Raw genomic sequence first — 25,012 nt, forward strand, 5'->3', positions numbered from 1 at the left:
GCTCGCCTTGTGTTGATTGAATTGCTTGGCCACTTCGTCTACTCCTGCTTGCGGTCGGTCTTGGACCCGGCCTTGGACTGGTTTTCGGTCTTGCTCTCCGGGTACAGCTTGAAAGTTTCCAACGTTTTGCCACGCCGCAACAGCACGGCCGTGTCGCGGATCTCCGTCACCACGGCGTCGCCCACCTTGCCGCCAACCCGGACCACCTGGCCATCGATGACGGCCACGCGGCGCCCGCCCGGCTTGTTGGAAATGAGCACCGATTGCAGTTGCGGCCGCGCCGGCCCGACGGGTGCGGCCGCGGCGGGCGCCCACAGGGCGGCAGGCGGACGCGTGGGGTCGTCCAGCGCCTGCGCCTGCGCGACGGACGGGGCCAGGCTCAGCGCCAACAGCGATGCCAGCAGCGGCGTCAAAGTGCGATCCATGTGTCGTCCATGCTCAAAGTATATAAAGTCAGGGTCAGCGTGGCGCCCGGATAGGTGTCGGCCGCGAGCTGGGCCTTGCCCCAGAACACCCGCGTCGGCATCGCCTGCAGTGCCTGCATGTAGTGCAGCATGTCCGCATAACTCCCCTGCAGCACCACTTCCACGCCATGCCGGTGCAGCACGGCGGCGGGCGCCTTGACGGCCTCGGCCTTGGCGGCGTCGCTGTCCGTGGTGCGGCGCTCGCCAACGGTGCCGCCCGCTAACGTTTTCAGCGACACCACGCGCAGACCGGCATGCCGGCGCAGCAAGTGTTCGAGCAAGGTGACCATGCGCTCGGGCGCCACCAGGCCGTGCTGCTGCTGCCGCAATTCCCGCTTCAGGGTGTCTGTTTCCGCCAGCATGGCGCTCAGGCGCGCGCGTGCATCGCGGTCGGGATCGCTGGCGTGGGCCAGCATGACCAGCTCGATTTCCTTGTTGGTCGCCGTCAGCAAGTTTTGCTTCTGCGACATGCTGGCGGCCAGCGCCGTGCGTTTTGCCAGCAGCGGATTGAAGCTCATGAAATAAAACACGAACAGCACGGCGGCGGCGCCCGCGCCGAACAGCATCAGCCGCTCGCGCAGGCTGAGGGCATCGAAGGCGGCGGCCCATTTTTTCAGCAGGGGCAGCATCAGCGTGCTCCTCCGGCCGGCGCAGCCGATGCCGCTGGCGGGTTCGACGATTGCAGGCTGAACGCCACATAGGGCACGCTTGGCGCCTGGGACTGGGGCGCAGCGACGGCGGCCTGGGGCGGCGGACCAATGTCGAGGCTGGCGAAAGTCTTGCCTTTCAATACCTCCTGCTGGCCCAGGCGCGTGATGTAGGCCGGCAACAACGAGGCTTGCAAGGCGCGGCCCTGCAAGCCGATGGCGTTACCGGCGCCGGCGATGTCCACGCCCGTCAGCCACACGCCTTCCACGCGCGCTTGCGCCAGCGCGCGGAAATAGCCCGCATAGCCGCGCGTGTTGCCCAGCTCGCCGCTGGCCAGCACGGCAGAGGCGTCCTGCAGCAACTGGCGCTGCGCTTCGGCGGCAGCCAGCTCCTGCGCCAGCGCCGGATCCTTCTTGTGCGGCGGGAAGTCGCGCGCGATCTGGTCGCGCTTGGCTTCGAGCTGCGCCAGCGCCGTCGCGGTACCCGCTTCCCGCTGTTCCAGCTCCGCCAGCGAACGCTTGCCCAGCACGCTCAAGACCAGCAAGCCCAGCGCGAGTCCGGCCAGGGCCAGGCCCGCCGTGCGCGCCGACATATGGTGTTTTTGCGGTTCAAACTGGGGGTTGAACAGATTGATCTGCTGGCTCATGCGCCCTTCCCTTCGCTCTTGCCCTGCTCGCGCAAGGCCGCGCCGATGGCCAGGAAGTAGCGTGCCTGCATGGCTGGCTCGCGCAGTGCCGCGACCTGGGAAAAGTCAAGCACGCTGGCCAGGTCCAGGCGTTCGACCGGCATGTACAGATTGTCCGCCAGGTAGCCGTGCAAGCCATCGCTGCCATCCGTCATCAGCATCAGGCGCGCCAGGGAAATGAAATGGAACTGGCGGTCGAAGTGGTCGAACGAGCGCTGCAGTTCCAGGGTGACGCGGTCGTAGTACTGGCTGGCGTCGGGCGACTGCAATTGCGCCAGGTTCACGTCGATGCGCCGCGCCTGGTACAGCTCGCCATTGAAGCTGATGGTCAGCAAGCCGCCGTCGCCGTCGAAGGACAGCACGGCGATGCCGCGTCCCGGGGTTTCCAGCAAGGTGGCGATATTGCGTTGCGCCATCTCGGGAATGTCGATGACGGACAGGCCGATCTTGCATTCGGCATACAGCGCCTGGCGCCGCGACACGGCGTTGTTGCGCGCGGCGACGGCAAACACGCTGCTGCCGCGCTGGGTGCCGTTCGGGTCGCCAGGGATATCGAACACGTCGATGGTGGCCTCGGCCAGGGGAAAGTCCAGCATGTCCTTCAGGCGCCAGCCCACGGCCGTCTTGAGTTCCTCGCGCGGCACGGCAGGCGCTTCCAACGACAGCAGCTGGTATTCGCCGCCGGCCAGCACGGTGGTGCAGTGGCGCGACGCCGCCTGCAATTCCTTGCCCAGCCGTTCCAGCGCCTCGGCTGGCGCGGGCCGTGGCGCCGCCTGGTAGCCGGCGCCCAGCACGCGCGGCATGCCGTCGGCGGGACGCGCGACAACGACAGCGCTGACACCTTCGCGGCCAAACGCCGTCGCCATCCAGCCATCGTATTTCTTTGCTCTTGCGAATAAACCCATGCGAACTATCCAGTGTAAGTGCCTGCCCGGCCTTGCCGCGCAGATAATGCATCAAACCAATTTTAATTCATGAAACTAATTTATTGTGCATAAACAACAAATTAGCGCCGCTTTTCTCCACACCCCTCAATTTGCCAGCACCGCCTGCAGGCGGCGCTGCACATAGTCGGCGTTGTTCTGCGGATTCGGGCAGCCGGCAGCGCCCGGCCCGTTGCAGGCGGTGGCCGTGATGGTCCACGTATTCAAGGCGCCGGGACGGGTGGCCAGCGCGCACTGCACGGTAACGGAAAACGTCGACAGCGAGGTACCGGCCGGCAAGGCAAACGTGGTGCCAGGATCGCACTGTCCATCGATCAACTGCCGGTACACGCCCCATTCGAGGCCCGCGCGCGCGGCCTGCTCGGCGCGCGCGCCCTGCACGTCGAGGGCCGACTCCGTTTGCTGGAAGGTGGAAATATTCACCATCACGGCGGCCAGCGCGGCCAGCACCACCAGCAGGAAAATGGCCGTGACGAGGCTGAAGCCGCGCATGCGGCGCAGCCGGCGAGGGGAAGGCAAGCGATGTCTCATGGCGTATTCCTTGCCTGCACCTGTTGCACCAGGCGCACGATCCCCGTGTTGCTGCCCGCCACGCCCAGGCTCAGGTCGACGCTCACGAGCCCCCGTTGCACGTTATCCAGGATGCTATAGCTGAAGCGGCAAGCGGCCACCTGGTTCGCCAGCAAGGCCCCCTTCGTCGCCACCAGTGGCGCCGTGCCCGCGGCGGCCGGCTGAATGGCCTGGATGGCATAGCCCGCATAGCGGGTCAAGGTGCGCGTGGTCGGGTTGCACGCATAGGTGACGGGCGTCGTCACCACATGAAAACGGTTCGATGGCGATGGCAGCGGCGCCGGGTCCGTGGCAAACGGGTTGCTGGCCAGCGTGACCTCGTTGCCGGCCGCGCCCGTCACTTGCGCGCGGTTGCAGCCCGTCGCCGCGCTGCAGGCATACGCGTCGTTCGCCGTGTAGGCCGTGCCCAGGTTGTAGACGACGACTTGGTCGCCCACGCGGATCGCCTGGCGCGTGCCCAGCGCATCGGCCGGCGCGGCGCCAACGATGGTAAAGCTGAACGGCGCCGGCGGATTCGGCACGGCCGTAAAGCTGAGCACGTTGCCCAGGCCGGGCGGGTCATTCTCGCCCAGGTAGCGCCCGCCCGTGCGGGTCAGCAGCAGTTCCAGGTAGCGGCCATCCACCGACACGCGCACGCTGTTGGGCAGCGCCAGGCGCACGTCACGCGTCAGCCGGCGCGTGGCCGTATCGGCCGTATCGGCCAGCGCCGCGCGCGCCGCGACATCCACATAGCCCTGCACGGGCACGCGGATGAAGACGGCGACCATGGCGCCGATGATGCCCGTGATGACGATCACGATGACCATCTCCACCAGGGTAAAGCCGCGCGCGCGCCGCAGGATGGCGGTGGTCTTCATGGGATATTGTTCGGTGCGTAGCGCGTACGGTAGCCATCGAGCACCACCTGCTGCTTGTCGCCATAGGCGACCGTGACCGTGATGCGCAAGCCGACGAGAAGCGTGGCCGGGGCATGGTCCTGCAGCGTCGTCACCGGGCGGATCACCACGCTGGCCGCGTAGCCGGCCGGAAAGCCAACACCGGCCGCATCCGTGGTGTAGGAGGTGGGCGCGTCATAAGCGGCGACATAGTCGTTGACGTTGTCATACGGCCGCCCCACGCCGCCGGCCTCCTGGCCCGGCCCCTCCGGTGTCGCGCACTCGCCCGCGCTGGCGGCCGTCGCGGCGGCAGGATCTTGCGGATCGCAATACGTAAAGCGCGCCAGCTCGATTTCCTCCAGCATGCCTTCGGCGATGGCCAGTGCCTGCTTGCGCAGTTGCGGATCGGCGCTGCGCTGCGTCGTCAGGCTCATCACGCCCAGGATGGCGGCCGACGCCACGCCGACGATGACGATGAACAGCACCAGTTCGATCAGGGTCACGCCGCGCTGGCGCCGCCGCAGGCTAATACACATAGCCCGTCTCCCCTTCCACCGTCACGCTGCGCGGGCTGCCGTCGCCCTGGATGGCGATGAGCAGCTGCGCCGGGAACGTCGATGCCGCCGGAAACACGTCGTTCAAGCCATACGGCTTGCCCAGCGCGTCGAAATAAAAACCGCCGATGGCCGCGCCGCCAGGCAGGGTCACGCTGGCCGGCCGGCCCTCGCACAGCCAGTCGGTATGGCTGGCGCAATTGGCCAGGGTTTCCTTGCTGCCGCTATTGCTGCCCGTGGGCGGCACCACCCGGCTGGCGGCGGAATCGCAGGCGGACGTGAAGCACAGGGCCACCCGCTCGGCATTGACGAGGACAAACACGGGACGGTTTTGCGCCACTGCCAGCTTTTGCCCGTAGCGCACGATAGTTGCTACCTGGTCGCGGAAACTGCGCGCATCAAAGCTGTCGCGCTGGAAAAAGCGGGCGGCGGCAAACGTGGCCAGCAGACCGGCGATCACCAGCACGGCCACCAGCTCGATCACGGTGAAGCCGCGCGCGCCACGGCGCCGCGGCCGGACTGGCGGCGCGGTGTCGGTGTGTGCGGATCGGGTCGGTGGCTGTGGCAAGGGATGGCCCGTAAAAAAGCCCAACTGGCAAAGCCTGCGGTTGGGCTGGTGGAGCGCAAGGAAGGTCGGCGTTGCCGGACATTCCTTGCAAATGACTTACAGGCTTAACCGCAATTGGTTGGGCTTGCTTTTACTGCGATAACCGGCGCCCCGCCTGCGCTGGCAGGTGCCGTGTACGTCACGGAGCAGTTGCTGCGGGTGGTGGCGCTGTCCACCGCGACGGTCATGACAGAACCGGCAAAGGTGATGTTGTAGTCATCGGCCGACAAGCCAGCTGCTTCCTGGATGCCATCCGCACTGGCTGCCGGGTAGCCAAACGCATCCTTGATGGTCTTGCCTTCCATGACGACAGACTTGGCAGGATCACTATTGACCAGGTATTGCGCATGGTACAGCGCCGCCCCCGCCTTGACGGCGCCGGCGGCCGCCTGCATCTTGGCCACGCGCGCATCGGTCGACATGTCGATGAATTTAGGAATCGCCGTCGCCGCCAGGATGCCCAGGATGACGATGACAACGATCAATTCGATCAGGGTGAAACCCGCCTGGGCGCCGCTCTTCAGACTACGTAAGGATTTGTTCATACCAGCTCTCCAAAATCAATTAAAAACATCAAAAAACGTTCACTGCGCCGCACTCAATTTGCTGCCGAGTCCGGCGTTTTCCACACCACGATATCGGGTTCCCGGGCGAGCTTTTCAATCTCGGCATCCGCACCCGGCAAGATTACCTTAAATTTCACTGCATCAACCCTCGCACTGGGAAAAATATTGCCTTCACTAAACAAATAAATGATTTTTTGTTCTTTTTTGTCGTACAGCCAATTCCCTGCCGGTAATTTATCGAGCGCCGGCTGCGCGAACTCGCCCAGATAATTGGCCGGCTTGTCGGCCAGCCAGTCGAACGGGTTCTGCCGCGCCAGCGCCGCGATATCCGCGCGCTGACCCGCCAGGTACAGCTGCAGCACCTGCACCCGCAAACTGGTGCGCAAGGCACCCAGGGTCCGTGCCATGGCTACCTGCTGCGCCTGCCTCTGGTAGTCGCCGACCCGGCTCAGCAGCACCGTCACCAGGATGGCGAACACGGCCGCCACCACCGCCAGCTCGAACAGGGTGAAACCGCGCTGGCGGACCGGTGTCGGCATCAGTGCAGGGCCGCCCTGCCCAGGTCCCAGATCGGCAGGAAGATGCCCAGCGCCAGCACCAGCACCATGGCGCCGAGGAAGACGATCAATATCGGCTCGATCTGCGACGACAGGGTCTTGAGCTCGTAGTCGACTTCGCGCTCGTACATGTCCGCGATCTCGTCCATCAGGTCGTCCAGCGAACCCGATTCCTCGCCGACGGCGATCATCTGCAGCACCACGGGCGTAAACACATTGGCCGCCACCGAGGTGCGCAAGATGCTTTCGCCGCGCTCGACGCCGTCGCGCATCTGCTCCACGCGGGCGCTCAGATAGCTGTTGTCGACCGTTTGCGACACCACCGTCAGCGCCTGCACGATGGGCACGCCGCTGGTGCTCGACAGGGCAAAGCTGCGGGCGAAGCGGGCCATGGTTCCCTTCAGGATGATCTTGCCGGCGACGGGCAGGCGCAGCTTGGCCCGGTCCCACTTGTACAGGCCCTCCTTCGTGCGCAGCCAGGCGCGCCAGCCAAAGAAAGCGCCGGCGCCCGCCAGCAGCAGGATGGGCCAGTATTCGACGGTGAAGCGCGAGGTGGCGATCAGGATGCGCGTCATCAGCGGCAGTTCCGCGTGAAAGCTGGCAAACACCTTCTCGAACTGGGGAATGACGAAGATGTTCACGATGATCATCGCCGCCAGCATGGCGATGACGACGAAGGTGGGGTAGCGCGTCGCCGTTTTCACGCGCGCGCGCATGTCGCGGTCGAATTCCAGGTGGTCGAACAGGCGCAGGAAGACTTCATCGAGGCGGCCCGTCATTTCACCCACGCGCACCATCGACAGATAGAACGGCGTGAAGACCGTGGGGTGGCGCGCCATGGCGGCCGACAGTTCGCGTCCCGCGTCGAGCGATTCGCGCACGTCCTTGATGATGCGGCCAAAGGCGGGACTGATGGCCGACTCCTGCAAGCCGGCCAGGCCGCGCATGATGGGCACGCCCGCTTTCAGCAAGGTGTACAGCTGGCGGCTGAACAGTTGCACGTCCATCGGCGTGACTTTTTTCTCCGTCAGCTTGTCCCACCAGTTCAATTGGCTGGCGCCGGCGCCCGTCACCGTCTGTTTGGTGGCGCTGATGTCGACGGGCGTGAGGCCGCCCGCCATCAGCTGGTCGGCCACGGCGCCGCTGTCGGCGCCTTCCATCACGCCGGTCAGCGGTTCACCGCTGGCATTGCGCGCCTTGTAAGCGAAGAACGGCACCTCAATCCTCGCTCTGGTTGCTGATGCGCATCGCTTCCATCACCGTCGTGCGGCCTTGCACCACCAGCTGCACGGCGTGGCGGCGCAAGGTTTCGCCCGCCATCTGCGCCGTCGCCACCTTCATGAAGTGGGACGGATCGGCATGGTTGGCGGCGTCCGCCACGGCGCGCGTGATTTCCAGCAATTCGTACACGCCCGTGCGGCCCCGGTAGCCCATGCCGTTGCAGTGCGAGCAGCCCTTGCCGTGGAAATACTGGTTGCGCTCGACCAGCTCGCCCAGTTCCAGGCGCAGCCATTCATATTCGTTCGGCGTGGGCGCGTACGGCGTGCTGCAGCTTTCGCAGATCACGCGCACCAGGCGCTGCGCCAGCACGGCTTGCAGCGAACTGCCCACCATGTAGCGGGGCACGCCCATGTCCATCAGGCGCAGCGGCGTGCTGATGGCGTCGTTGGTGTGCAGGGTCGACAGCACCAAGTGGCCCGTCATGGCGGCGCGCAGGCCGATCTGCGCCGTTTCCTGGTCGCGCATCTCGCCCACCAGCACGATGTCGGGATCCTGCCGCAGGGCCGAGCGCAGCACGCGGGCGAAATTCAGTTCGATCTTGTCGTTCACCTGCACCTGGTTAATGCCGGGCAAGCGGTATTCGACGGGGTCTTCCACGGTAATGAGCTTTTTTTCCACCGAATTGAGTTCGGACAAGGCGCAATACAGGGTCGTCGTCTTGCCGCTGCCCGTCGGCCCCGTCACCAGCACCAGGCCGTTCGGGCGGCTGACGATGGCGCGGAACTGCTGCACCAGCGCGGGCGGCATGCCGATGGCGTCCAGGCGCAGGGTGGTGCCGCCCTGGTTCAGCAGCCGCATCACCACGGATTCGCCGTACTGCGTCGGCATGGTCGAGATACGCACGTCGATGCGCTGGTTTTTCACGCGGATGGCGAAACGGCCATCCTGCGGCAGGCGCTTCTCGGAAATATCCAGGTCCGACATCAGTTTCAGCCGCAGCGCCAGCGAACTGGCGATCTTGCTGTCCGCCTCCGTCTGCAGGTGCAGCACGCCGTCGATGCGGAAGCGGATCTGCAGCCGGCCTTCCTGCGGCTCGATGTGGATGTCGGAGGCGCGCACCTGCGTGGCATCCTCGAACACCGATTGCAGCAGCTTGACGATGGGCGCCTCTTCCAGGCCCGGATTGACGGCCAGCGCGCCGAAGTCGACGGAGACGTCGCCCAGGTCCTGCTCCAGCTCGCGCGTCAGGGTGGAAATATCTTCCGTGCGGCGGTAGATGCGGTCGATGGCGGCCAGCACTTCCGTCTCGTTGACGACGGCCAGCTCGACCTGGCGCTTGACCAGGCGCGAGATTTCATCGTAGGCGAACAGGTCGGTCGGATCGGACATGCCGACCAGCAATCCCTCGCGGCGGTCTTCCAGCACCAGCGCGCGGAAGCGCCGCGCCTGGGTTTCCGGCAGCAGCCGCACCAGCTCGGGATTGATGTTGAAAAATTTCAGATTGATGTAGGGAATGTCCAGCTGGCGCGCCAGCGCGCCGGAGATCTGCTCTTCCGTGACAAAGCCGTGCTCGACAAACACGCGGCCCAGCTTGCGTCCGGAGCGCTTCTGCTCCGTCAAGGCCTGGCCCAACTGTTCTTCCGTCAGCAGTTTCTGCTGCACCAAAATTTCACCGAGCCGGACTTTCTCTGGCCTTGCCATGCTTACTCCTCGACAAATTCAACAGACGGCGCACGCCAGCGGTGCCCGAGAGTATTTTATTCCAGAACCTGTTGTTTCTTAAAGAGAATATGTTCCGCGGCTTGATTTTTGTGCATTTCAACACTGTACAAGGAAACACTTGCCGGGCACCCCCGCGCATGGCAATAATGGAGGTCGTCCACCGCTTTTTTCACCCACCTCTTCCCATGAACGCCAGCGCCATCGAGTTCGACAATGTGCACACGCAGCTGGACGGCATGGCCGTCCTGCGCGGCGTCGACCTGCACGTGCGCGCGGGGGAACTGTTCGGCCTGGTGGGCGTCAACGGTGCGGGCAAGACCACCCTGCTCAAATGCCTGCTGGACTTTTGCACGCCGCAGGCGGGCAGCATCGCCATCTTCGGCCAGCCGCACCGGCATAGCGCGGCGCGCCAGCCCCTGTCCTTCCTGCCCGAGCGTTTCCAGGCACCGTATTACCTGACGGGCGACGATTTCCTGCGCTACCTAGCGCGCCTGCACCAGGTGCGCCACGACGAACACGCGCTGCGGCAGATACTGGCGGCGCTGGAGCTGGCGCCGGAAGCCCTGCGCCGTCCCGCGCGCACGTTTTCAAAGGGCATGATGCAAAAGCTGGGGCTGGCCGCCTGCCTGCTGTCGGGCAAGCGGCAGCTGGTGCTCGACGAACCGATGAGCGGACTCGACCCGAAGGCGCGCGCGCAATTCAAGCAGGCGCTGCGGCAATGCCAGGCACAGGGCCGTGGCGCCCTGCTCACCTCGCATGCGCTGGCCGATGTGGAAGAGCTGTGCGACCGCATGGCCATCCTGCATGCGGGCCGCATCGTGTTTATTGGCACGCCCGCCGCCTGCCGCGCACAGCACGGCGGTGCGCCGGACGCCAGCCTGGAACAGGCGTTCTTGCATTGTATTGCCGCATGAGCACCCACGCCCACCACCCTGTCGCGCCCGGCGATCCAGAGCATCCCTATGCGCCGTCGCCGCACGGCATGTATCTGCGCCATTTCGGCTTGCGCACGGCGCCGTTCGGCATTACGCCGGACCCGGCCTTCTTCTATCCCGGCAATACGCGCGGCGAATTGCTCGCGGCGCTGCTGTATGCCGTCACGCAGGGTGAAGGCATCATCAAGCTGACAGGGGAAGTGGGCAGCGGCAAGACCATGCTGTGCCGCATGCTGGCCGAGCGCCTGCCGCCGCGCATCGACGTGCTGTACCTGCTCAATCCCAGCCTGGCGCCGGACGAAGTCATGCATGCCATCGGCGCCGAACTGGGTCTGGCACTGGCCGGCCATGGCGCCGATGCCGTGCTGCGCGCCCTGCATGCCGAACTCATCAACAGGCACGCGGCGGGCCGCCAGGTACTCTTGCTGGTGGAAGAGGGGCAAGCCATGCCGGCCGATACGCTCGAAGCGCTGCGCCTGCTGACGAACCTGGAAACGGCCAGCCATAAGCTGCTGCAAATCGTGCTGTTCGGCCAGCCGGAACTGCAGCACACGCTGGACTTGCCCCAGTTGCGCCAATTGAAGGAGCGCATCACGCACAGTTTTACGGTGCCGCGCCTGCCGCCCGCCTTGCTGAACGATTATCTGGCATGCCGGCTGGCGGCGGCCGGCCGCGCGGCGCCGCTCGTCTTCGCGCCGGCCGCCCTGCGCCTGCTGGCGCGCGCCTCGCAGGGCATCGTGCGGCGTATAAACATATTGGCGGACAAGGCCTTGCTGGCGGCCTACACCGACGACGCGCAGGAAATCCAGGCGCGGCACCTGCGCCTGGCCATCGCCGACAGCCCTTTCCGCCCCGCGCCATGGCATGCGGGCAAGCCGCTGGCCATCGTCCTCGTCGCGCTGATGCTGCTGCTGGCGGCCGCACTGCTGTGGCAATGGCTGGCGCCCGCGCACGGCGGCGCAGGCGCGGCAGCCGCGACGGCAACCGCCGCCAGCACGCCGGCCATGGCGACGGGCAGCAGGGCGCCACCGCCCGCGTCCGCGTCCGCGCCGCTGCTTGAGCGCAGCTTGCTGGAATCGCGCGGCTGGCTGGCGCGGCAAGACGCGCAGCAGCTGAGCGTGCACATTGCCACCCTGCCGGCCGCCGACAGGGCCGCGGCCGAAGCATTCCTGCAACAGGCGCAGCAAGCCATCGGCCTGCGCGATCTGCACGTCTTCCGCCTGCCGGGCGAGACGTCGGCAACCGGCCACGCCGGCATGCCGGCCGTCCTGCCGGCCAACGCCTCCGCGCGCCTGCTGTTTGTCTACGGCAGCTTCGCCGACCGGGCCAGCGCCGAGGCCTTGTGGACACGGCAACACAGTGCATCACCACAGAAACTATTGCTGATCGACATGGAGAGTATCCGCACGGAAATGAAAGCCGTCGAACACGAAAATCACTGACGTGGTACACCCTGATTTTATTTCCTTTTATTCCCTCCGTGCCCTGCACAGACGATTGCTTTTAGAGGATCATGGTGGTTAAAATTGCTAAAGCACAACACGACTTCAAGGGCGCACTTTTCATGAATCAACAGCCTATTCCCGTGCTGGCCTCTCGCCTCGCCCTCGCCTGCAGCGCCATGCTGGCCGGTTGCGCCTCGCATCAAATGCCCTTGTCGCCCGCTCACCTGAATGAAGCGCCGCGCCCGGCAGGCGCCATTCCCGAACCCGTGCAGCAGAGCAGCGTGCTGCCCGCGCCGCTGCCGGCCGCCAAGGCGGAAACGTACAGCGTCACCGTGCACAAGGTGCCCGTGCAATCGCTGCTGTTCGCGCTGGCGCGCGACGCCGGCATGAACGTGGACATTCACCCGCAGATCGAAGGCAGCGTGACCCTGAACGCGCTGAATCAGACCCTGCCGCAACTGCTGACGCGTATCAGCAAGCAAGTCGATATGCGCTACGAAATCGATGGCAAGAACCTGCTGGTGCTGCCGGACGCGCCCGTATGGCGCAATTACAAGGTCGATTACGTCAACATGGCGCGCAGCACCAACAGCAGCGTCAATATCGCCACGCAGATTTCCACGGCCGGTGCCGGCAGCAACAGCAGCGCCAATGCGAATGCCCAGGGCAGCAGCGGCAATGGCAATAACAATTCGACGACGCTGGTGGTGAATCGTTCAGAGAATAATTTCTGGTACAGCCTGGAAAGGAATATCCGCGACTTGCTGCGCGAAACGACGCTCAACGACGCGCAGGTGGACCCGCTGGCGCAGCTGAACCAGCAGCTGACGGCGGCCCAGGGCAATGCGCCAGGCCAGCAGGGCCAAGCGGGCCAGCAAGGCCAGCAGCAGAACCCGGGCGGCAATGCGCCGCCCCCAACGCAAAATGGCGGCCAGTACGGCAATCAATACGGCAGCCAGGCGCCGATGCAGACGGGCGGCCAGCTTGCGCCGGGACAGCAGCAGGGCAACGCCAACCCGGCCCAGCCGGTCGATGCGAACGGCCTGCCCCTGCTGAAACTGGCCAACAAGGGCAGCCCGTCGTCGGTGGTGGTGAACGTCGAGGGCGGCCTGATCGCCGTGCGCGCCACGGGGCGCCAGCACGAGAAAATCGCCGAATTCATCGACACGGTGCTGCACAGCGCCAAGCGGCAGGTGCTGATCGAGGCGACCATCATCGAAGTGCGCCTGAGTAACGAGTACCAGCAGGGCATCAACTGGTCGCGCCTGACGGGCAACCTGCAGCTGCGCCAGCAGCAGGTGGGCACGCTGCCATCGGGCGTGACGCCCGGTGCCACGCCCGGCATCTTCGTGCTCAACTATCTGAAAGACAGTTTCAGCACCACCATCCAGCTGCTGGAATCGTTCGGCAAGGTGAAAGTGCTGTCCAGTCCGAAGATCAGCGTGCTCAACAACCAAACGGCGATGCTGAAGGTGGTCGACAACAACGTCTTCTTCACCATCAAGGTCACGCCCGCCGTGATCAGCTCGACAGGCACCATCACCACGCCCGCCACCTACGAATCGAAGCTGGAAACGGTGCCCGTGGGCTTCGTCATGAGCGTCACGCCACAGATTTCCGACAGCGACGAAGTGACCCTGAACGTGCGCCCCACCATCACGCGCATCGTCGGCTATGAACAGGATCCGAACCCGGCCCTGGCCACGGCCAACGTGCGCAGCCGCGTGCCCGTGATACAGGCGCGTGAACTCGAGTCGATCATGAAGGTAGGCAACGGCCAGATCGCCGTGATGGGTGGCCTGATGCAAGATTCCATCGACAATCTCAAGGACGGCGTGCCCGGCCTGTCCAGCCTGCCCGTGGTGGGCAATCTGTTCACCTATCGTAGCGAAGCCAACAGCAAGACGGAGCTGGTGATCTTCATGCGCCCCGTGGTGGTCAAGGATGCTGGCATCGATGGCGACTTCCGCGACTACCGCTACCTGCTGCCAGGTCAGGCGCCGCTCAACAGCCAGCCGTACACGGAAGGACCGCCCGCGGCCGCCGCACCGCCGCAGGCGCGCGTGCAGGGAGACTTTCCATGAGCTTGCTCATGCAGGCGCTCAAGAAGGCCGAGCGCGCCAAGCAGAACAGCCTGCCCGACGAGGAGCTGGAAAAGCCGTCGGAAGCCTACGACCAGGTACTGGCGCTGGCGCCGGCCGATGCCATGCCCGCCCGTCCCGCAGCGGCAGCAGCGACGCCGCCGCCCGTGCCGGCGCCGAGCACCCTGAGCCTGGAACCGCTGGGCGATACGCCCGCACCAGCGCCGGCGCCATCGTCCAGTCCGACGCCGGCGCCGCCGCCCGGCGCTACCCCGGCCCAGCCGGCAACGGCGCAGGCCGCGGGGCCGCAGCCAGGCCCGCGCAGCGAGCCGCCGCGCGCGCGTCCCGAGCCGCCGGCCGCCAAGCCCCGCGCCAGCCGCAGCAACACGCCGCCGAAAGGTCCTGCCGGCCCCATCAGTGTCGACCCTGCCACCGTGCGCCTGGCCGTCCTGCTGGGCGTCCTGCTGCTGGTGGCAGGCTCGATGGCGTACTGGTACTGGCGCGCCAGCACCAGCCCCGGCGCGGGCGCCAACCTGCCCGGCGTGCCCATGCCGCTGACCGATGCGCCTGGCGCAGCCAGTGCCGCCGGCCCCATCGTGGTACTGGCGGCCCCGGGCACAGCCACGCCAGCGGCTCCCGCGCCACTGCCGCCAGCCCTGCCGCCCGAATTGCAGCAGGCGCCGCGCCAGCAAGCCAGCGCGGCCGAACAGCAGGCGATGATACAAGCGGCGGCCCAGGCGGCCGTGGCGGCGCAGCTGGCGCAGATGCCGCCACCGGCACCGCCCAGCCTGCCGCCCGTCGCCGCGCCTGACAATAGCCAGATCCAGGTGCTGCGCAACGCGCCCGCGCCGCAGATCGCGCCCGGCGTGCAGCAAGCCTATCAGGCCCTGAACGGGGGCCAGCTGGGCGCCGCGCGCCAGCAATATGAAGCCGTGCTGCAGCAAGACCCCAACAACCGCGATGCCCTGCTGGGCCTGGCGGCCGTGGCCCTGCGCGACAGGCAGGGCGCGCAAGCCGCGGCACTGTATGTACGTTTGCTGGAGATCAATCCCGACGATGGCGAGGCGCTGGCCGGGCTGATCGGCTTGCGCCAGGGCGACGTGGTGCAAAGCGAAGCGAAATTGAAAGCCATCCTGGCCCGCTCGCCCGACAGCGGCCCCGTGCTGTTCGCCCTGGGCAATGTGTACGCCAAGCAGCGCCGCTGGAACGAGGCACAGCAGCAATTCTTCCGCGCCTACAACGCCGTGCCAGGCAATCCCGACTATGCCTTCAACCTGGCCGTGGGCCTGGACCGGCTGAACCAGCCGAAGCTGGCCGCCACCTATTACCAGCGCGCGCTGGCCCTGGCGCAAACGGCGCCCGCCGCCTTTGACCGCGCCGTGGTGCAGGCGCGCCTGCGCGAACTGGGCATGCCGATGGCTGCCGCGCCAGGCAGCGACCCGGCCATCATCATTATCCGTCAGGAATAAGCATCACATGGCAGAACAGGCAAAACTTCCCCTCGGCAAGCTGCTGATCCAGAAGGGCGTGATCAGCGAAGACCAGCTGCGCATCGCGCTGATCGAGCAAAAGCGCAGCAGCGAGCCACTGGGCAAGCTCTTGATCACCCTGGGCTTCGTCACGGAAGCCACGGTGCGCGAGGCGCTCAGCGAAAACCTGAAACAGGTGAGCGCCGATCTGTCGAGCCTGGTCGTCGACGCCATCGCATTGAAACTCATCCCGAAGGATGTGGCCAAGCGCTACCGCGTCTTTCCCATCGTCTACGAACGGCAGGCCGACAACCTGATCCTGGCCATGGCCGACACGAGCAACATCGTCGCGCTGGACCAGATCAGCGCCATGCTGGTCAAGGGCATCACGATTTCCACCGTGCTGGTCAACGAATCGGATATTTCACGCGCCATCGACCAGTATTACGGCTTCGAGCTGTCGATCGACGGCATCCTGCATGAAATCGAAACGGGCGAAGTCAGCTATCAAAGCATGGCCTCGCCCTCGGACGAATACAGCCAGCCCATGGTGCGCCTGATCGATGCGCTGCTGGCCGACGCCGTGCAGCATGGCGCCTCCGACATCCATTTCGAGCCGGAGCAGTCGTTCCTGCGCATCCGCTACCGCATCGACGGCATCCTGCGGCAGATCCGCAGCCTGCACAAATCGTACTGGCCGGCCATGGCCGTGCGCCTGAAGGTGATGTCGGGCATGAATATCGCCGAGGCGCGCGCACCGCAGGATGGCCGCATCAGCATCAAATTTTCCGGCAGGCAAATCGACTTCCGCGCCTCGGCGCAACCGACCACGCATGGCGAAAACGTCGTGCTGCGCGTGCTGGACCGGCAAAAAGGCATCGTCCCGCTCGATGCGCTGGGCCTGGCCGAGGCGGAACTGAACCTGCTGAAACTGATGATCGCGCGGCCCGACGGCGTGATCCTCGTGACGGGCCCGACGGGCAGCGGCAAGACCACCACCCTGTATTCGATACTCAACCATATCAATACGGAAAGCGTCAACATCATGACCTTGGAAGATCCGGTCGAGTATCCGATGAACATGATACGCCAGACTTCCGTCAACGAGTCCGTCAAGCTGGGCTTTGCCGACGGCATCCGCTCGATGATGCGGCAGGATCCGGACATCATCCTGGTGGGCGAGATCCGCGACCGCGAAACGGCGGAAATGGCCTTTGCCGCCGCCATGACGGGCCACCAGGTGTATTCCACCCTGCATACGAGCTCGGCCATCGGCTCCGTCTCGCGCCTGCTCGACATCGGCATCCTGCCCGACATCATGGCCGGCAACATCATCGGCATCGTGGCGCAGCGCCTGGTGCGCCGCCTGTGCCCGCACTGCAAGGAAAGCGTGATCGCCGACGAGGTCGAGCGGCGCCTGCTGGGATTGGTTTCCGACGATGCCGAAGTCAGCATCTGCCGCGCCGTCGGCTGCGAGCGCTGCGCGCACCAGGGCTACAAGGGCCGCCTGGCCATCATGGAAATCCTCAAGATGACGGCCGAACTCGACGAGTTGACGGCGCGCCGCGCGAGCAGCCGCGAATTGAAGAACGCGGCCCGCGCGGCCGGCTTCAAGGCGCTGGTCGACGACGGCATGCGCCGCGTGCGCGAAGGCGTCACCACGCTGGAAGAAGTGGCCCGCGTGGTCGACCTGACGGACAGGCTGGTCTGATGGCGCTGTATGTCTACCGCGCCATGGATGCGGCCGGGGCGATGATTCCCGGCAGCATGGAGGCGGCCAATGTGCCGGACCTGGAGGCGCGCCTGCACCACATGCAGCTCGACCTGATCGACTGCAAGATCACGGGACAGTATCTGGTGTTGCTGGGCAAGCGCGTGATCCACCGCCGCGACCTGATCAATTTCTGCTTCCACATGGAGCAATTGACGGGGGCCGGCGTGCCCATCCTGGAAGGCTTGAACGACTTGCGCGAAAGCACGGATCATCCGCGCCTGCGCGAAGTCGTCACGGATCTGATTGAAAGCATCGAGGGCGGCCTGCCGCTGTCGGGCGCGCTGGCCCAGCATGGCGACATCTTCGACGCCACCTTCACCAGCCTGATCCTGGCGGGCGAACAGAGCGGCAAGATCGCCGAAGTCTTCAAGAACCTGTCGGAAAGCCTGAAATGGCAGGACGAGCTGGCGTCGCAGACGCGCAAGATCGTCATGTACCCGATCATCGTGGCCCTCGTCGTGGCGGCCGTGACGTTTTTCCTGATGATTTACCTTGTGCCCCAGCTGACGGCCTTCATCCGCAACATGGGCGGCGAGTTGCCGCTGCATACGCGCGCGCTGATCTTTGTATCGAATGTGTTCATCGATTACTGGTATGTGCTGCTGGCCCTGCCCGTGCTGGCCTTCTTCGGCGGGCGCGCGGCGATCCGCCGCAGCGCGCCGGTGCGCTATGCCTGGGATGGCCTGAAGCTGCGGCTGTGGCTGATCGGTCCCGTGCTGCACAAGATCATCCTGTCGCGCTTTGCCACGTTTTTTGCCCTGATGTATGCATCCGGCATCAGCATCCTCGAATGCATCCGCCTGTCCGAAGGCATCGCCGGCAACCAGGTGGTGGCCGCCGGCCTGCGCCGCGCCGCGCAGCTGATCAGCGAAGGCCACGGCGTCACCGCCGCCTTCCAGCACACGGGCATCTTTCCGCCGCTGGTGATCCGCATGCTGAAAGTGGGCGAAGCCACGGGATCGCTGGATACGGCCTTGCGCAATGTGAGCTATTTCTACAACCGCGAAGTGAAGGAATTGATTGAAAAAGTGCAGGCGATGATAGAGCCGGCCATGACCGTGATCCTGGGCCTGCTGCTGGGCTGGATCATGCTGTCCGTGCTGGGGCCGATCTACGACACCATCAGTACGATGAAAACTTGAGACCCGAGACCTGAGGCCGCCGTGTTCCGCAAACAACTGCTCTACATCACCAGCGATGCCCTGTGCGCCTACGACTGGCACCATGGCGCGCTGGGCCCCGGCCAGGTGTTTCCCGCCAGCGCGGCCGGGCTGGACGACTTCGCCGCCTGGCTGGAAGACCCGCAGGCGCAGCGGCTGGACGTGCCCGCCTACCTGCTGACGGACTTGATCGAGGAAGATTTCCAGCACCAGCTCGTGCCGCACGTGCGCGGCAAGGCGGGCCGCGCGCTGCTGGAGCGGCGCAAGCAGCAGCTGCACCGCGATACCCCCTACCGCGGCAGCACCCTGCTGGGCCGCGAAAGCACGGGCCGCCACGACGACCAGGTGCTGTTCTTCGCGCTGACCAATCCCTCGCTGCTGCAGCCGTGGACGGAGGCGCTGGAACACTTGCGCATTCCCGTCGCCGGCATCTATTCGACCAGCCTGCTCAGCATCGCCCTGGTACGCAAGCTGGCCCTCGCGCACGAACACCTGCTGCTGGTGACGCAGCAATCAGGCGGCTTGCGGCAAAGCTACTATGAAAAGGGCCAGCTGCGCTTCTCGCGCCAGACGGCCACCATCGCGCTCGACGGCGTGGCCGTGAATATCGCACTGGAAACGGAGAAGACCCGGCAATTTCTCACCAGCACGCGCATGCTGGCGCGCGGCGAAGTGCTCAATACCGTCATCCTGGCGCCGGCCGCGCAGATCGCCAAGCTCGAACTGCTGTGCGATAACGACCTGGAAGTGGCCTACCACTTCATCGACCTGCAAGTCGCCAGCGAGCGCGTGGGCTTGCGGCAGACGCCGGCGCTGGCCGATGAGTTGCTGCTGACCTTGCTTGGCAAGCAGCCGCCGCCCAGCCATTACCCGCCGGGCGCGCTGGCGCGCTATTACCACTTCCAGCGCGCGCGCAAGGCGCTGTATGGCGCCAGCGCGCTGATCGGCGCCTCGGCGGCCCTGTGGTGCGTGATCAACGTCCTGGGCGGCATCAACGATGACGCGGCCGGCGCGCGGCTGCGGCAGGAAACGGCCTCCTACGAGGAACGCTACCGCAACATCATGTCCGGCATGCCGCCGGCGCCCGCCAAGACGCAGAACATGAAAGTGGCCGTCACCCTGGGACGCATGATCGCCAGCCAGGCGCCGGAGCCGGGCCGGCTGCTGGGCATGCTGAGCGCGGCGCTGGACCAGGCGCCGCAAGTCCAGCTGGGCCAGCTGCACTGGAACGCGGGACCGCCGTCGGCGCGCACGCCGGGCAGCGGGCAGGCGCCGCCGCAGGCCGGCAACAGTCCCCCGCCGGGCAGCAGCCTGGCCGGCATTCCCGTGCCGCCGCCGCAGGCGCTGCGCCTGGAAGCGGACGTGGCCATGCCAAACAATGACTACCGCGCCGCGCTGGGCGCCATCACGGCCTTTGCGCAAACGCTGGCGCGCCAGCCGGGCATGCAGGTAGCCATCGAGGAAACGCCGCTGGACTTGCGTTCCAGCGTGGCCCTGTCCGGCAAGAGCGCCACGCCGGCGCCGGACAGCCAGGCCCGCTTTACCCTCCTGCTGGTGTGGCAGCCATGAGCGGCCCCGTCAAGCAAACGCCGCTGCCAGGCATGAAAAAGGCCGCCGCGCCCGCCCCTGCCCTGCCCGCCTGGCTGGGCGAACTGCCGCTGATCCGCCGCGCCCTGCTGTGCTTTGCGCTGACCCTGCTGGCCAGCCTTATACTGCTGAGCCTGAGCGCCGCGTACCGCGAACGCGCGGCGCAGCAGTTCGAATTCGCCCGCCATGCGCGCGCGGCGGCGGCCAGCCTGTTCAACCACGCGGAAGCGGAAAAAGGCGAAATACGCCTGTACGAACCGCAATTTCTCGCCTTGCGCCAGCGCGGCCTGATCGGCGAGGAAAACCGCCTGGCCTGGATCGACGCCATCCGGCTGAGCCAGGAACAGCGCAAGCTGCTGCCCATCGGCTATGAAATCAGCGCTCAGCAAACGCTGCAAGTGCCCACGCCGATGGCCATGGGCCAATACCAGCTGCGCGGCAGCCGCATGCAGCTGCATCTGGACTTGCTGCACGAACTCGATTTGCTGAACTTGCTCGATGACTTGCGCCAGGCGGGCTATTTCGCCGTGCAGGAATGCACGCTCAAGCGCAATGGCGCAGGTGGCCCGCCGGCAGGCGCCACGTCTGCCCTCAGCGCCGACTGCAGCCTGCTGTGGCTGACCCTGGGCAGCGTCGCCGTGCCCGTGCAGGGCTTGCCATGAAGCGCGCCGTGCTCCTGTGCGCACTGTTCGGGGCGGCTTTCTGCGCGCGCGCCCAGGGGCCGCAGCTGGGGCGCCTGTTCATGACGCCGGAACAGCGCACCCAGCTGGATGCGCAGCGCTACGGTCCGCCGCCGGGCACGCCGGCCCCGGCCGTAGCGCCGCCGCCCCCGCCACCGCCACCGCCCCCGCCGCCCATGGAATTGAACGGCATGGTCGAGCGCAGCAGCGGACGCTCGACCGTCTGGCTGAACCAGACGCCGCAGCAGGAACCGCACAACCAGCTCGACCAGGCCAGGGGCGGCACCCTGACCTTGCGCCTGTCGAGCGGCCAGGTGGTGCGGCTGAAACCGGGCCAGCGCTACGACCCGGCCAGCGGCAGCGTCAGCGAAGCGCCGGAGGGACAGCCATGAGGCAGATACCGTCGCAGCGCGGCGCCGCTTTGCTGCTGCTGGTGGCCGTGCTGGGCCTCGGTGCGGCCAGCCTGCTGATCGGTGCCTTTGGCCGCGATACGGGCGAGGCGGCGCGCCAGCAGCGCACCCTGGCCACCCTGGCGCAGGCCCGCGACGCCTTGCTGGGCTTTGCCGTCACGCACGGCCGCCTGCCCCGTCCGGCCGCTTCCGCCCTCGATGGCCACGAGCGCGCCGCCGACTGCGCCAGCGACGCCGACTGCAGCGGCTTCCTGCCGTGGGTGACGCTGGGCGTGGCGGGCAGCGACGCCTGGGGCAAGCTGCTGCGCTACAGCGTCACGCCGCAAATGAGCCGCGCGCCCATCATCTCGTTTTCCGCCGTCGCCAACCGGGTCGTGCTGGCGCGCGACGGCAGCGGCGCCTTCGCCTATGTGGCGGGACAGGACCTGTGCGACGTCAGCGCCCAGTGCCTGCCCGCCGTGCTGTTCTCGCAAGGCAAGGAGCACTTCGGCACCACGGCCAGCGGCGTGGCGCAACGCAATACGGCACGCGGCAATATCGATGAGGCCAGCAACGACCACGCCAGCCGCAGTTTCATTTTCCGCCCCGCCAGCGCCAATGACGCGCTGCCGGGCGGCGCCTTCGACGACATGTTTACCTGGATTACCTTGCCTGCCCTGTATCAACGCATGCGCGCCGCGCGCAACCTGCCATGAGCGCCCGCCCGCCATCCCTGCGCCGGCAGCGCGGCTTTTCGCTGATCGAGATCGCCATCGTGCTGGTCATCGTCGGCCTGATGATCGGCGGCCTGGTCACGCCGCTGACGGTGCAGCTGGAGCAGCGCAAGGTGGCCGAGACGCAAAAGGCGCTGGACGAGGCGAAGGAAGCCTTGACGGGCTACGCGCTGCGCTATGGCTACCTGCCCTGCCCCGCCATTTCCGCCGTGAATGGCCTGGAAGACCGGCGCGGCGGCCGCTGCAACGGCGACAAGCGCGTGGGCTTCCTGCCCTGGGCCACCCTGGGCTTGCGCCAGGGCGATAGCTGGGACAAGCTGTTCCGCTACAGCGTGACCCCCGCCTTCAGCGACAGCGAACAGCTGTTCAACCTGGGAACGCCGCGCGACATCAGCATCGTCACGCGCAATGGCGGCCCGCTGCTGCAGGCGACGGCGCTGAACGACATCCCCGCCATGATCATGTCGCACGGCAAGAACGGTTTCGGCGCCACCAGCGTGCAGGGCCAGCGCCAGGCCGTGGCCGCGGGGAACAATGTCGACGAGCGCAGCAATGCTGCGAGCAGCAACATCTACATCAGCCGTCCCGCCAGCGGCGCGCAGCAGCCGGGCGGCGAGTTCGACGACATCGTCGTCTGGCTGTCGCCCAACATCCTGTTCAACCGCATGGTGGCCGCGCAAAGGCTGCCCCGCTGATGCTGATCTCCACCCTGGCTCCCGCGCGCACCATCGCCCGCTACACCGTGCTCGAAGCGCTGCGCAGCCGCCTGCTGTGGCTCTTCGTGCTGGCCGCCTGCGGCGCCGCCGGCCTGGCCGGCTTCCTGCAGCAACTGGCGCTGACGGAAAGCGGCGCCGTGCAGGCGGCCCTGCTGGCGGCCACCTTGCGCCTGGCCAGCGTCTTCCTGCTGGCCACCTTCATTGTCACCAGCATGGCGCGCGAAGCGGCCGACAAGGGCCTGGAACTGCTGCTGGCCCTGCCCATGCCGCGCGCCGCCTACCTGCTGGGCAAGCTGCTGGGGCATGCGGCGCTGGCGGCCGTTCCCGCCGCGCTCTTCGGCGCCTTGATGGCGCTGTTCGCCGCGCCCGCGCAGGCCGCGCTGTGGGCCCTGTCCCTGCTGGCAGAATTGTGGATCGTCGCGGCCTTCAGCCTGCTGTGCGCGGCCAGCCTGCAGCAGACGCTGCCCGCGCTGGCCGCCGTCAGCGGCTTCTATGTGCTGGCGCGCCTGCTGGGCAGCCTGCAATTGCTGGCGCATAGTCCCCAGGCGGGCCGCTCCTGGGCGCAGCAGGCCATGGCGGGCGGCATCGACGTCCTGGCCCTGCTGCTGCCCCGCCTCGACGATTTTACGCGCACGGAATGGCTGCTGTACGGCACCGGCGACTTGGCCGCCCTGGCTGGCATGGCGGCGCAAACGGCCATCTATGTCGGCTTGCTGGCTGCCTGCGCGCTGTGCGATTTTTACCGCAGGAATATCTGATGGCCGCCTCCCTGCGCCCCTGGTCCAGCGTGCCGCGCCCCGTGTGCTGGCTGCTGGCGGCCTGCCTGCTGCTGCAGCTGGGCTGGCGCGTGGCGCAACAGCAAGCGCCGGCGCAAGCGCGCCCGCTGCCCGCCGCGCCGCCAGCAGGCGTGGCGCGCCTGGCCAGCCTGGGCGAGCCGCTGGCCATGTCGAAGGCCATGCTGCTGTACCTGCAGGCGTTCGAGGACCAGCCCGGCGTCAGCCTGCCATGGCGCGCGCTCGACTATGAACGCCTGGCCGGCTGGCTGGAAACGGCGCAAACGCTCGATCCGCGCAGCCAGTACGCGCTGGTGGCCGCCAGCGAAGTGTATGCCGGCGTGGCCGATCCGCGGCGCGCGCGGCGCATGCTGGCGTTTGTCGCCGGCAGCTTCGCGGCCGACCCGCAACGGCGCTGGCCCGCCATGGCGCAAGCCGTGCTGGTGGCGAAGCACCAGTTGCACGACCTGCCACTGGCGCTCGGCTACGCGCGCGAACTGCGCCAGCTGGCGACGGGGCCGCAAGTGCCGCCCTGGGTGCGCGAAATGGAGGCGTTCATCCTGGAAGACATGGACCAGCTCGACAGCGCGCGCCTGGTGATCGGCGGCCTGATCGCCAGCGGCCAGATCAGCGACCCGCACGAGCTGGCATTCCTGGCGCGCCGCCTCGACGAACTTTCCGCAAAGAAAGCAAAGTGAGCACCCTGACATGGCCGGCGCCGGCGGTGCGCAAACGCCATTCCCGCGCATGCCCATTTGCAGTAAACTGCCCGATAACCAGGCCCCCGCAGCCCACGCTTTTCACAAGGAATTCCCATGCCCCCACGCCGCCAGCAAGGCTTTACGCTCGTTGAAATCGCCATCGTCCTGGTCATCATCGGCTTGCTGCTGGGCGGCGTGCTGAAGGGACAAGGCCTGATCGACAGCGCCAAGGTGAAAAACATCATCCAGCAGTCGAATTCGCTGACGGCCGCCGTCAACGCCTACCAGGATAAATTCCGCGCCCTGCCCGGCGACGATATCCAGGGTACCGTGCACGTGCCTAACTCGGCCGGCAACGGCAATGGCGACGGCCAGATCGGTGACGGCCAGCCGCGCGAATTCACCTTGGCGCCGCAGCACCTGGCGCTGGGCGGCTTTATCACGGGCTCGTTCAACGGCACCTCGCAATTCATGACCAGCGCCCAGGGCGGCGCCGTCTACCTGTACAACGATGAAGTGGGCGGGCGGGCCGGCAACGGCATCCGTTTCGACAACTTGCCGGAAGGCTATGCGGAGCAGATCGACAGCAAACTCGACGATGGCGTGGCCAGCACGGGCAGCGTCCGGGCGAACATGCCATATGGCAATACCGGTGCTATCATCCCCCGCACCGCCGTGTTTTTCTGACAAGGCTGTCACTATCGAAGGAGTACCATGTCGCTACATCGCAAAGTCATCATTTCCCTGGCCGCCGCCTGCGCCTTGCTGGCCGGCAGCGCCCAGGCCCAGTACGTGGGACCATCCACCGGTCCTGAAGCGCCAAAGACCGTTGCCGCCATCCTGAAAAACCCCGTCGATGACCAGGCTGTCGTGCTGCGCGGCCATCTGCTGCGCAAGGTCGGCAACGAAAAATACACGTTCTCCGACGGCACGGCGGAGATCCGCGTGGAAATCGACGACAAGGTCTTCATGAACCGCAAGATCGACGCCAGGACGCAGGTCGAGATCCGCGGCGAAGTGGAAAAGGACTTCATGGAAAGCCCGGAAATCGACGTCGACGTGCTGACCGTCGTCCAGTAAGCTGCCCCGCTCTCCCGCCGCCATGGCGGGATGAGCGCCTCGCCCGCCTGCCATCCGCGCAGCGCGGCGTTGTCT

Annotated in this window: 27 protein-coding genes; 15 read left to right on the plus strand and 12 right to left on the minus strand. The window is 66.4% G+C overall.

The genetic code is table 11. The features are described from left to right. Positions 1–38: 38 nt before the first annotated feature. The 12 genes from BM193_RS21365 to BM193_RS21420 form a co-directional block, all read right to left on the minus strand. Positions 39–425 carry a hypothetical protein gene (locus BM193_RS21365; protein WP_092800017.1) on the minus strand — a complete coding sequence of 129 codons (387 nt, stop codon included), beginning with the start codon at positions 423–425 and terminating at the stop codon, positions 39–41. Continuing rightward, the gene (gspM, locus tag BM193_RS21370) at positions 410–1,093 is read right to left on the minus strand and encodes a type II secretion system protein GspM (protein ID WP_092800015.1); all 684 of its coding nucleotides are present in this window, start codon (positions 1,091–1,093) and stop codon (positions 410–412) included. The genes BM193_RS21365 and gspM overlap by 16 nt, the downstream gene beginning before the upstream one ends. Then, entirely contained in the window at positions 1,093–1,758 is a 666-nt protein-coding gene (locus BM193_RS21375) for a PilN domain-containing protein (RefSeq protein WP_092800013.1), read from the minus strand. Before BM193_RS21375 ends, gspM begins: the two co-directional genes overlap by 1 nt. Further along, positions 1,755–2,702: a type IV pilus biogenesis protein PilM gene (locus BM193_RS21380; RefSeq protein WP_092800011.1), complete on the minus strand. Its 948-nt coding sequence runs from the start codon at positions 2,700–2,702 to the stop codon at positions 1,755–1,757. The genes BM193_RS21375 and BM193_RS21380 overlap by 4 nt, the downstream gene beginning before the upstream one ends. A 126-nt stretch (positions 2,703–2,828) precedes the next feature. Then, positions 2,829–3,272, minus strand: a complete 444-nt coding sequence (locus tag BM193_RS21385; RefSeq protein WP_092800009.1) for an agglutinin biogenesis protein MshP — start codon at positions 3,270–3,272, stop codon at positions 2,829–2,831. Continuing rightward, a complete protein-coding gene (locus tag BM193_RS21390) occupies positions 3,269–4,168 on the minus strand; it encodes a prepilin-type N-terminal cleavage/methylation domain-containing protein (protein ID WP_254786351.1) in 900 nt (299 codons plus the stop codon). Before BM193_RS21390 ends, BM193_RS21385 begins: the two co-directional genes overlap by 4 nt. Further along, positions 4,165–4,722, minus strand: a complete 558-nt coding sequence (locus tag BM193_RS21395) for a type II secretion system protein (protein WP_092800007.1) — start codon at positions 4,720–4,722, stop codon at positions 4,165–4,167. The genes BM193_RS21390 and BM193_RS21395 overlap by 4 nt, the downstream gene beginning before the upstream one ends. Next, positions 4,712–5,332: a pilus assembly FimT family protein gene (locus BM193_RS21400; RefSeq protein WP_368087290.1), complete on the minus strand. Its 621-nt coding sequence runs from the start codon at positions 5,330–5,332 to the stop codon at positions 4,712–4,714. The genes BM193_RS21395 and BM193_RS21400 overlap by 11 nt, the downstream gene beginning before the upstream one ends. A gap of 80 nt (positions 5,333–5,412) precedes the next feature. Next, positions 5,413–5,892 carry a type II secretion system protein gene (locus BM193_RS21405; RefSeq protein ID WP_092800005.1) on the minus strand — a complete coding sequence of 160 codons (480 nt, stop codon included), beginning with the start codon at positions 5,890–5,892 and terminating at the stop codon, positions 5,413–5,415. A gap of 53 nt (positions 5,893–5,945) precedes the next feature. After that, the gene (locus tag BM193_RS21410) at positions 5,946–6,452 is read right to left on the minus strand and encodes a type II secretion system protein (RefSeq protein WP_092800003.1); all 507 of its coding nucleotides are present in this window, start codon (positions 6,450–6,452) and stop codon (positions 5,946–5,948) included. Further along, positions 6,452–7,687, minus strand: a complete 1,236-nt coding sequence (locus tag BM193_RS21415; protein ID WP_092800001.1) for a type II secretion system F family protein — start codon at positions 7,685–7,687, stop codon at positions 6,452–6,454. Before BM193_RS21415 ends, BM193_RS21410 begins: the two co-directional genes overlap by 1 nt. A 1-nt stretch (position 7,688) precedes the next feature. Next, positions 7,689–9,392, minus strand: coding sequence for a GspE/PulE family protein (locus BM193_RS21420; RefSeq protein ID WP_092799999.1), 1,704 nt, complete (start codon positions 9,390–9,392; stop codon positions 7,689–7,691). A 206-nt stretch (positions 9,393–9,598) separates the two neighbouring features. On the opposite strand from BM193_RS21420, the gene BM193_RS21425 reads away from it, so the two are divergent. From BM193_RS21425 to BM193_RS21495, 15 genes are all read left to right on the plus strand, one after another. Further along, positions 9,599–10,327: an ABC transporter ATP-binding protein gene (locus BM193_RS21425; protein ID WP_092799997.1), complete on the plus strand. Its 729-nt coding sequence runs from the start codon at positions 9,599–9,601 to the stop codon at positions 10,325–10,327. After that, the gene (locus tag BM193_RS21430; RefSeq protein ID WP_254786353.1) at positions 10,324–11,790 is read left to right on the plus strand and encodes an ExeA family protein; all 1,467 of its coding nucleotides are present in this window, start codon (positions 10,324–10,326) and stop codon (positions 11,788–11,790) included. The genes BM193_RS21425 and BM193_RS21430 overlap by 4 nt, the downstream gene beginning before the upstream one ends. A 122-nt stretch (positions 11,791–11,912) precedes the next feature. Continuing rightward, positions 11,913–13,877 (plus strand): secretin N-terminal domain-containing protein, encoded by a 1,965-nt coding sequence (locus tag BM193_RS21435; protein ID WP_092799995.1) that lies wholly within the window; start codon positions 11,913–11,915, stop codon positions 13,875–13,877. Beyond that, positions 13,874–15,343, plus strand: coding sequence for a tetratricopeptide repeat protein (locus BM193_RS21440; RefSeq protein WP_254786354.1), 1,470 nt, complete (start codon positions 13,874–13,876; stop codon positions 15,341–15,343). The genes BM193_RS21435 and BM193_RS21440 overlap by 4 nt, the downstream gene beginning before the upstream one ends. A gap of 7 nt (positions 15,344–15,350) precedes the next feature. Further along, positions 15,351–17,054, plus strand: a complete 1,704-nt coding sequence (locus BM193_RS21445) for a GspE/PulE family protein (RefSeq protein WP_092799993.1) — start codon at positions 15,351–15,353, stop codon at positions 17,052–17,054. After that, positions 17,054–18,259: a type II secretion system F family protein gene (locus tag BM193_RS21450; RefSeq protein ID WP_092799991.1), complete on the plus strand. Its 1,206-nt coding sequence runs from the start codon at positions 17,054–17,056 to the stop codon at positions 18,257–18,259. The genes BM193_RS21445 and BM193_RS21450 overlap by 1 nt, the downstream gene beginning before the upstream one ends. 21 nt (positions 18,260–18,280) lie before the next feature. After that, positions 18,281–19,846, plus strand: coding sequence for a hypothetical protein (locus tag BM193_RS21455; protein ID WP_092799989.1), 1,566 nt, complete (start codon positions 18,281–18,283; stop codon positions 19,844–19,846). Then, positions 19,843–20,526, plus strand: a complete 684-nt coding sequence (locus tag BM193_RS21460; protein WP_254786355.1) for a hypothetical protein — start codon at positions 19,843–19,845, stop codon at positions 20,524–20,526. The genes BM193_RS21455 and BM193_RS21460 overlap by 4 nt, the downstream gene beginning before the upstream one ends. Next, positions 20,523–20,936 (plus strand): hypothetical protein, encoded by a 414-nt coding sequence (locus BM193_RS28870; protein WP_092799987.1) that lies wholly within the window; start codon positions 20,523–20,525, stop codon positions 20,934–20,936. The genes BM193_RS21460 and BM193_RS28870 overlap by 4 nt, the downstream gene beginning before the upstream one ends. Continuing rightward, the gene (locus tag BM193_RS21470; RefSeq protein WP_092799985.1) at positions 20,933–21,649 is read left to right on the plus strand and encodes a hypothetical protein; all 717 of its coding nucleotides are present in this window, start codon (positions 20,933–20,935) and stop codon (positions 21,647–21,649) included. Before BM193_RS28870 ends, BM193_RS21470 begins: the two co-directional genes overlap by 4 nt. Next, on the plus strand, positions 21,646–22,362 hold the full coding sequence (locus BM193_RS21475; protein ID WP_092799983.1) for a type II secretion system protein: 717 nt from the start codon (positions 21,646–21,648) through the stop codon (positions 22,360–22,362). Before BM193_RS21470 ends, BM193_RS21475 begins: the two co-directional genes overlap by 4 nt. Continuing rightward, the gene (locus BM193_RS21480) at positions 22,362–23,141 is read left to right on the plus strand and encodes an ABC transporter permease subunit (protein WP_092799981.1); all 780 of its coding nucleotides are present in this window, start codon (positions 22,362–22,364) and stop codon (positions 23,139–23,141) included. The genes BM193_RS21475 and BM193_RS21480 overlap by 1 nt, the downstream gene beginning before the upstream one ends. After that, positions 23,141–23,854: a hypothetical protein gene (locus BM193_RS21485; protein ID WP_092799979.1), complete on the plus strand. Its 714-nt coding sequence runs from the start codon at positions 23,141–23,143 to the stop codon at positions 23,852–23,854. The genes BM193_RS21480 and BM193_RS21485 overlap by 1 nt, the downstream gene beginning before the upstream one ends. Before the next feature lie 117 nt (positions 23,855–23,971). Further along, positions 23,972–24,544, plus strand: a complete 573-nt coding sequence (locus BM193_RS21490; protein WP_092799977.1) for a prepilin-type N-terminal cleavage/methylation domain-containing protein — start codon at positions 23,972–23,974, stop codon at positions 24,542–24,544. 27 nt (positions 24,545–24,571) lie between these two features. Beyond that, positions 24,572–24,937 (plus strand): YgiW/YdeI family stress tolerance OB fold protein, encoded by a 366-nt coding sequence (locus BM193_RS21495; protein WP_092799975.1) that lies wholly within the window; start codon positions 24,572–24,574, stop codon positions 24,935–24,937. Positions 24,938–25,012 lie beyond the last annotated feature (75 nt).

Source organism: Janthinobacterium sp. 344 (assembly GCF_900112025.1).
In the GTDB taxonomy this organism is placed as follows: Bacteria; Pseudomonadota; Gammaproteobacteria; order Burkholderiales; family Burkholderiaceae_D; genus Janthinobacterium.

Coding starts and splice junctions, on each gene's coding strand:
- BM193_RS21365 (WP_092800017.1), bottom strand. CDS start 425: ATGGATCGCACTTTGACGCCGCTGCTGGCATCGCTGTTGGCGCTGAGC.
- gspM (WP_092800015.1), bottom strand. CDS start 1,093: ATGCTGCCCCTGCTGAAAAAATGGGCCGCCGCCTTCGATGCCCTCAGC.
- BM193_RS21375 (WP_092800013.1), bottom strand. CDS start 1,758: ATGAGCCAGCAGATCAATCTGTTCAACCCCCAGTTTGAACCGCAAAAA.
- BM193_RS21380 (WP_092800011.1), bottom strand. CDS start 2,702: ATGGGTTTATTCGCAAGAGCAAAGAAATACGATGGCTGGATGGCGACG.
- BM193_RS21385 (WP_092800009.1), bottom strand. CDS start 3,272: ATGAGACATCGCTTGCCTTCCCCTCGCCGGCTGCGCCGCATGCGCGGC.
- BM193_RS21390 (WP_254786351.1), bottom strand. CDS start 4,168: ATGAAGACCACCGCCATCCTGCGGCGCGCGCGCGGCTTTACCCTGGTG.
- BM193_RS21395 (WP_092800007.1), bottom strand. CDS start 4,722: ATGTGTATTAGCCTGCGGCGGCGCCAGCGCGGCGTGACCCTGATCGAA.
- BM193_RS21405 (WP_092800005.1), bottom strand. CDS start 5,892: ATGAACAAATCCTTACGTAGTCTGAAGAGCGGCGCCCAGGCGGGTTTC.
- BM193_RS21410 (WP_092800003.1), bottom strand. CDS start 6,452: ATGCCGACACCGGTCCGCCAGCGCGGTTTCACCCTGTTCGAGCTGGCG.
- BM193_RS21420 (WP_092799999.1), bottom strand. CDS start 9,392: ATGGCAAGGCCAGAGAAAGTCCGGCTCGGTGAAATTTTGGTGCAGCAG.
- BM193_RS21425 (WP_092799997.1), top strand. CDS start 9,599: ATGAACGCCAGCGCCATCGAGTTCGACAATGTGCACACGCAGCTGGAC.
- BM193_RS21430 (WP_254786353.1), top strand. CDS start 10,324: ATGAGCACCCACGCCCACCACCCTGTCGCGCCCGGCGATCCAGAGCAT.
- BM193_RS21435 (WP_092799995.1), top strand. CDS start 11,913: ATGAATCAACAGCCTATTCCCGTGCTGGCCTCTCGCCTCGCCCTCGCC.
- BM193_RS21440 (WP_254786354.1), top strand. CDS start 13,874: ATGAGCTTGCTCATGCAGGCGCTCAAGAAGGCCGAGCGCGCCAAGCAG.
- BM193_RS21445 (WP_092799993.1), top strand. CDS start 15,351: ATGGCAGAACAGGCAAAACTTCCCCTCGGCAAGCTGCTGATCCAGAAG.
- BM193_RS21450 (WP_092799991.1), top strand. CDS start 17,054: ATGGCGCTGTATGTCTACCGCGCCATGGATGCGGCCGGGGCGATGATT.
- BM193_RS21460 (WP_254786355.1), top strand. CDS start 19,843: ATGAGCGGCCCCGTCAAGCAAACGCCGCTGCCAGGCATGAAAAAGGCC.
- BM193_RS28870 (WP_092799987.1), top strand. CDS start 20,523: ATGAAGCGCGCCGTGCTCCTGTGCGCACTGTTCGGGGCGGCTTTCTGC.
- BM193_RS21470 (WP_092799985.1), top strand. CDS start 20,933: ATGAGGCAGATACCGTCGCAGCGCGGCGCCGCTTTGCTGCTGCTGGTG.
- BM193_RS21475 (WP_092799983.1), top strand. CDS start 21,646: ATGAGCGCCCGCCCGCCATCCCTGCGCCGGCAGCGCGGCTTTTCGCTG.
- BM193_RS21480 (WP_092799981.1), top strand. CDS start 22,362: ATGCTGATCTCCACCCTGGCTCCCGCGCGCACCATCGCCCGCTACACC.
- BM193_RS21485 (WP_092799979.1), top strand. CDS start 23,141: ATGGCCGCCTCCCTGCGCCCCTGGTCCAGCGTGCCGCGCCCCGTGTGC.
- BM193_RS21490 (WP_092799977.1), top strand. CDS start 23,972: ATGCCCCCACGCCGCCAGCAAGGCTTTACGCTCGTTGAAATCGCCATC.
- BM193_RS21495 (WP_092799975.1), top strand. CDS start 24,572: ATGTCGCTACATCGCAAAGTCATCATTTCCCTGGCCGCCGCCTGCGCC.